This is a genomic window from Halomonas halmophila, assembly GCF_006540005.1.
GTDB classification, from domain to species: domain Bacteria; phylum Pseudomonadota; class Gammaproteobacteria; order Pseudomonadales; family Halomonadaceae; genus Halomonas; species Halomonas halmophila.
Genome location: NZ_BJOC01000035.1, coordinates 36659 through 42961 on the forward strand (window position 1 = coordinate 36659; position 6303 = coordinate 42961).

At 62.5% G+C, this 6303-nt stretch carries 4 protein-coding genes; 1 reads left to right on the forward strand and 3 read right to left on the reverse strand.

Features of this window, described 5'->3' with window-relative positions:
- Positions 1-37: 37 nt before the first annotated feature.
- The 3 genes from cysD to HHA01_RS12335 all read right to left on the reverse strand — a co-directional run bounded on the left by cysD (position 38) and on the right by HHA01_RS12335 (position 4066).
- Positions 38-952: a sulfate adenylyltransferase subunit CysD gene (gene cysD, locus HHA01_RS12325; protein ID WP_141321121.1), complete on the reverse strand. Its 915-nt coding sequence runs from the start codon at positions 950-952 to the stop codon at positions 38-40.
- A gap of 258 nt (positions 953-1210) precedes the next feature.
- Positions 1211-2020, reverse strand: coding sequence for a 3'(2'),5'-bisphosphate nucleotidase CysQ (gene cysQ / locus HHA01_RS12330; RefSeq protein ID WP_141321135.1), 810 nt, complete (start codon positions 2018-2020; stop codon positions 1211-1213).
- A gap of 282 nt (positions 2021-2302) precedes the next feature.
- Positions 2303-4066, reverse strand: coding sequence for an SLC13 family permease (locus tag HHA01_RS12335; RefSeq protein WP_141321123.1), 1764 nt, complete (start codon positions 4064-4066; stop codon positions 2303-2305).
- Between the two features lie 530 nt (positions 4067-4596).
- On the opposite strand from HHA01_RS12335, the gene HHA01_RS12340 reads away from it, so the two are divergent.
- Complete coding sequence (locus HHA01_RS12340) at positions 4597-6135, forward strand: alkaline phosphatase D family protein (protein ID WP_141321125.1); 1539 nt, start codon at positions 4597-4599, stop codon at positions 6133-6135.
- The last annotated feature ends 168 nt before the right edge of the window (positions 6136-6303 follow it).

Genomic DNA, 6303 nt, shown 5'->3' on the forward strand with positions numbered 1-6303 from the left:
CTTCCTTCTTCCGTCTTTCTAACGCGCCTCCGGCGCGTTAGAAGTAGCCTTCCCTCTTCTTCTTCTCCATGGAGCCGGCTTGGTCGTGGTCGATGGCGCGGCCGCTGCGTTCCGAGGTCTTGGTCAGGAGCATTTCCTGGATGATCTCGGGGAGTGTGGTGGCGTGGGATTCCACGGCGCCGGTCAGCGGGTAGCAGCCGAGGGTGCGGAAGCGGACCCACTTCTCTTCCGGGACTTCGCCTTCTTCCAGCGGCAGGCGGTCGTCGTCGACCATGATGTCGATGCCGTCGCGGTGGACGACCGGGCGCGGGGCGGAGTAGTACAGCGGGACGATGGGGATGGATTCGAGGTAGATGTACTGCCAGATATCCAGCTCGGTCCAGTTGGAGAGCGGGAAGACGCGGATCGACTCGCCCTTGTTGACCTTGGAGTTGTAGACGTTCCACAGCTCCGGGCGCTGGTTTTTCGGGTCCCAGCGGTGGTGCTTGTCGCGGAAGGAGAAGACACGCTCCTTGGCGCGGCTGGCTTCCTCGTCGCGGCGGGCGCCACCGAAGGCGGCGTCGAACTGATACTTGTCCAGCGCCATCTTCAGGGACTGGGTCTTCATCACGTCAGTGTACTTGGAGCTGCCGTGATCGAAGGGGTTGATGTTGGCCTCGACACCTTCCTGGTTGATGTGCTCGATGAGCTCCATGCCGGCGGCCTCTGCCATCTCGTCACGGAACTTGATCATTTCCTTGAATTTCCAGGTGGTGTTGACGTGCATCAGCGGAAACGGCGGCGGCCCCGGGTAGAAGGCCTTGCGCGCCAGGTGCAGCATCACCGAGGAGTCCTTGCCGATGGAGTACAGCATGACCGGGTTACGAAACTCGGCAGCCACCTCGCGAATGATATGAATCGACTCAGCCTCGAGCTGCTTGAGGTGAGTCTGGCGTTCAGGGGTTATTTCCATAGCGGTTGGTCCGTTGGGTCGAAGATAGGTCTGTGGGTGGACGCTCGGCGCTACGCGCCTCGAAAAGAGTCAAGAGGGAAGACCGCGGCTTACGCCGCTTGAAGAGGGAAGAACGGCGCTTCGTGCCTACGTAAGAGTGAAGTGGGAAGAACGGCGCTTCGTGCCTTGAAGAGAGAAGAAACCCCTTGAACTCTGATCATGGTGGCTTCTTACCTTTTCCTTCTTACCTCTTCCCTCTTCGACCTCCCTCTTCCTTCTTCAGTCTTCCTTCTGGAGACTGGCCCGCAGGGCCGTCGTCCACCGTTCGTCGCGTTGTCCGCAGACGATGAAGTGTGGGTTTAACACCGAATCCTGCTGGTTGCAGCGTAGGGGTTCAAGTGTTTCGGCGTTGAGTACCTGGCCGCCGGCGGCGATGACGACGGCTTGGGCGGCGGCGGTGTCCCACTCGCAGGTCGGGGCGAGGCGTGGGTAGAGGTCGGCTTCGGCTTCGGCGACCAGGCAGAGCTTGAGCGAGCTGCCCATGGAGACGCGTTCGTGCTCCGGCAGGCGGGCGCAGAAGGCTTCGAATTCGTCGGAGCCGTGGGAGCGGCTGCCGACGACCTTCCAGGGCTCAGCGCCAGCTTCCGGCAATGCGCGCACCTGGATCTCGCGGGTGGTGCCCTTCTCGATCTTGGTGGCGCCCTGGCCGACCTGGCCGATCCAGCTGGTATCCAGCACCGGCGCATGCACGATGCCGAACACCGGATCGCCGTTTTCCACCAGCGCCACGTTCAGGGTGAACTCACCGTTCTTCTTGATGAATTCCTTGGTGCCGTCCAGCGGGTCGATCAGCCAGTAACGCTCCCAACTCCGGCGCGTCTCGAAAGGGATCTCGCCGGATTCCTCGGACAACACCGGCACTTCCGGCGTCACCGTCTCAAGCAGCGCGACCAGGGCATGATGCGCTGCCATATCCGCCTCGGTCAGCGGGCTGTCGTCGTCCTTGGTCTCGACCTCGTAGGTACGGTTGTACACCGTCAGGACCTCACGGCCCGCGGCCTCGACACCCGCCAGCAAACGGTCGCGCATATTGTCGGTTACGAAATGGGGCAAGGGGGGCTCCTGGTCCAGCTGTGAGTGTGTTGGAAGAAGAAGGAAGAGCGCGGCTAAAGCCGCTTAAAGAAGGAAGAGGGAAGAACGGCGCTGCGCGGCTGCATAAGAATTAAGAGGGAAGAACGCGGCTGAGGCCGCTTTAAGAAGGAAGAAACCCCTTTTCTCTAGGAACCATGGCCAACCAGGCTTCTTCCCTCTTCCCTCTTCCCTCTTCCTTCTTCCTTCTTCCCTCTTCCTTCTTCCCTCTTCGTTCTTGGCTCAAAACCCCCACACCATCGGTATCAGCCCTACGGCGGTGCTGCCGACGAGCAGGCTGAGTGGTGCGCCGAGGCGGAGGTAGTCGAGCAGTCGGTAACCGCCGGGGCCGTAGACCATCAGGTTCGTCTGGTAACCGAGCGGGGTCATGAAGCTGGCGGAGGCGGCGAACATGATGGCGATGGCGAAGGGCATGTAGTTCACGCCGAGCTGGTCGGCGACCGACATGGCGATGGGGAACATCAGTACCGCGGCGGCGTTGTTGGTGATGATCTCCGTGAACAGCGTGGTCAGCAGGTAGACGACGGCCAGGGCCAGCCAGGGCGACATGTTGTCGCTGACGACGCCGCCGGCGATGACCTGGGCGGCGCCGGAACTGGTCATGGCGGCGCCGAGCGCGAAGGAAGCGGCGATGACCGTGAGCACCGAGAGGTCGATATAGCGGCGCGCCTTGCTGACGGTGATGCAACCCGTGGCCAGCATGCCGCCGCTGGCGAGCAGCGCGGCCTCGAAGATCGACAGCAGGCCGACTCCGGCGGCCGCGACCATGGCGCCGAGCACGCCCAGGGCGACAGGCGCCTTGTGAAAGCTGGGCGGCGTGGAGTCGTTGAGGGCACTGACCAGCAGAAAGTCGCGGCGATAGCGGTACTGGTCGACGAAGTCGTGGCCGGTTTCCATCAACAGGGTATCGCCGACCTGCAGGCGGATATCGCCGACCTTGCCAGGCAGGCGCCGGCCCTGGCGCGAGATCGACAGGATGACCGCCTGGAAGCGTGAACGCACCCGAGCTTCGCGCACGGTCTGGCCGACCCCGGTGAAGTCCGGGCTGATCACCGCCTCGACCAGGCAGCGATGGTGGTTGGCCACGTCGAGCTTGTGAATGTCGTCGCTGCCGGGGCTGACACCGCGCACCTGGCGCAGCTCGCGAGCGAGCTCCGGCGCGCCGATGAAGACCAGAATATCGCCGCCTTCGAGCTGGGTTTCGGGCGGCACGGCGGTCATCAAACGACCGTCACGTTCGATATCGGTCAGGTAGCCGTACTGGAGGTTACGCAGCCCGGCCTCGGAAATCGTCTTGCCGGGCAGGGGTCCGCCCTCGGTGACCACAAATTCGACACTGTACTCGCGGGCCAGGTCCAGCTGCTCGATCAAGCCTTCGCGGCGCGGCAGCAGGCGGTCGGCAAACAGCATCAGGAAGGTGCCGCCGACCAACAGCATGGGCACACCGACCTGGGCGAGGTCGAACATGCCGAGAGCCACGCCCTTCTCGCTCTGCAGCAGACCATCGACCACCAGGTTGGTGCTGGTGCCGATCAGGGTGCAGGTACCGCCCAGGATCGCCGTGTAGCTCAACGGCAAAAGCAGCTTGGAAGGCGGCAGCTTGAGCTTGCGCGACCACTCCTGCAGCGCGGGGATGAACATGGCCACCACGGTGGTGTTGTTCATGAAGGCACTGAGGCTCGAAGCCGGGAGCATGACCCGCAGCTGGGCCTTCTTGAGGCTGTCCGGCTGGCCCAGCAGGGCATTGGCGACCCACTGCACGGCGCCGGTTTCCTTGAGACCGGCGGCCACCACATAGAGGGCGGCGATGGTCATCACGCCGGTGTTGGAAAAACCCACCAGGGCCTCGGCCGGCCCCAGCACGCCGCTGACCACCAGAAACGCCAGGGCTGCCATGAGAATCGCATCGGCGGCGATCTTGGTTGTCGCCAGGGCCACCAGCACGGCGACCACACTGAAAGTACTGAGCCAGGCATCCAGTGCCATGTTAGAGACTGCTCCTCATGCGTTCAGGCACGCTACCGCCCCGGGATTGTTACGGGCGTATTCCCCTGCCCTGTCTTGCTAGGTTGTGAACGGCGCTGGATAGCCGGCGGCGAACCCCACCCCGGCCTCTGGCTGAACGCCCATTCTATGGATTAACGCCAGCCACGGCCAGTCTCACCGGCCTTGCTGGCCAGCTGCACTATCCGGTTACAACATGAATTTCAGTAACCTGAACGGCCCAGCGTGTCAGCAGCGACCTATCAGACCATAGGAACGGGCTTATGTGTAATGTCTCGTTTTGCTGACATGAGTGCTGCCAGCTATAAGCTGTAAGCCGTAAGCTGTAAGTACCCCCAAGGTCAAACCCAACGCGGACAGGTTTTGGGGTGCAGTTGACCTTTCTTAAAGCTTACGACTTACGGCTTACAGCTAGCCGTTAGCGGCTTCCGGCTTCACCTACCTGCTATCGCGTTGTCACATCCCTGCGTCAGAGTCGTGTGGTGTTCATCGATCACAGGGAGACGAATGACATGTTGACTCGACGTCAGGTACTGGAATTGGGGGTTCAGAGTGGTGTGGCGCTTGGTGCGACGCTGGCTGCGCCGGGCATCGTGCTGGCCGAGAAGCGCCGTCCGCTGATCACCAGCGGGTTGATGAGCGGCGATATACTCACCGATCGGGCGATGATCTGGTCACGTGTCGACCGCCCTGCCCGCATGCTGCTGGAGGTCGCCGATAACCCGGAGTTCCGGAATGCTCGGCAACTGCGAGGTCCGGATGCCCTGCCCGTGCAGGATTTGACGGCCAGGTTGGATGTTACCGGCCTGGATGGCATGGATCGGGTGTTCTACCGAGTGCGTTTTGCCGCGCTGGGGGATCATCGCGCGGTCAGCGAGCCGGTTACCGGTCAGCTGCGCCTGGCGCCGTCCGACAGGCGGGATGTGCGTTTTGTGTGGTCGGGGGATACTGTCGGCCAGGGCTGGGGCATCGATGAATCCCGGGGCGGCATGACCACCTATGCGACCATGCGCGAGCAGAGCCCGGACTTCTTCATCCATTCCGGCGATACGGTCTATGCGGATGGTCCCCTGAAGGAGAGTGTCGAACTGGCCGATGGCAGCACCTGGCGCAATCTGGTGACACCGGCCAAGCGCAAGGTGGCCGAAACACTCGACGAATACCGTGGCCAGCATGCCTACAACCTGCTGGATGCCAATGTGCGTCAGCTGAATGCCGAAGTGCCCATGCTGGCCCAGTGGGATGACCACGAGACGGTCAATAACTGGTATCCCGGCGAGGTTCTCGACGACCCGCGCTACACCGAGACCAATGTCTCGCTACTCTCCGCCCGGGCACGTCGTGCCTTCCTCGAATACATGCCGATGCGCCAACAGCCCGATGCGCCGCAACGCATCTACCGGCGTTTCCCGTACGGGCCGGGCATAGAAGTGTTCATGCTCGATATGCGCACCTTCCGCAGCGCCAATGACGCCAACCAGCAGCCAGAGGGTGCCACCCTGCTCGGTCAGCAGCAGATCGACTGGTTGATCGACAGCCTGAAACGCTCCACTGCCACCTGGAAGATCATCGCCTCGGACATGCCGGTTGGCCTGATGGTGGCCGATGGCGACAACGCCGAGGCGGTGGCGAACGGCGATGGCGGCCGCCCGCTGGGACGCGAGCAGGAAATCGCCCGCCTGCTCGAGGCCATTCGCGACCACGATATCCGCAATGTGGTGTGGTTCACGGCGGATGTGCACTACACCGCGGCGCATCACTACTCACCGGAACGAGCCGCCTTCAAGAACTTTCGGCCTTTCTGGGAATTTGTCAGCGGCCCACTGCACGCCGGCACCTTCGGCCCCAACACCCTCGACGATACCTTCGGCCCGGAAGTCGTCTTCCAGAAGGCGCCACCCGACGGCCAGGCCAACCTTCCCCCCTCTGCCGGCTACCAGTTCTTCGGCCAGGTCGACCTGGAAGGCGAAAGCGAAACCCTCACCGTGACGCTGAAAGACGCCGCCGGGGAAGCGTTGTTCAGGCAGGAGTTGAAGCCGGAGCGAAGCTGAGAAAGAGCGCGGCTGACGCCGCTCGGAAGAGGGAAGAAGGAAGAGGGAAGAAGGAAGAGGGAAGAAGGAAGAGGGAAGAAGGAAGAGGGAAGAAGGAAGAGGGAAGAAGGGAGAAGGGAGAAGGGAGAAGGGAGAAGGGAGAAGGGAGAAGGGAGAAGGGAGAAGGGA

What these genes read in the sequence shown, in the direction of transcription:
- cysD (WP_141321121.1), bottom strand. Translation starts at nt 952, where the DNA reads ATGGAAATAACCCCTGAACGCCAGACTCACCTCAAGCAGCTCGAGGCT.
- cysQ (WP_141321135.1), bottom strand. Translation starts at nt 2,020, where the DNA reads ATGCGCGACCGTTTGCTGGCGGGTGTCGAGGCCGCGGGCCGTGAGGTC.
- HHA01_RS12335 (WP_141321123.1), bottom strand. Translation starts at nt 4,066, where the DNA reads ATGGCACTGGATGCCTGGCTCAGTACTTTCAGTGTGGTCGCCGTGCTG.
- HHA01_RS12340 (WP_141321125.1), top strand. Translation starts at nt 4,597, where the DNA reads ATGTTGACTCGACGTCAGGTACTGGAATTGGGGGTTCAGAGTGGTGTG.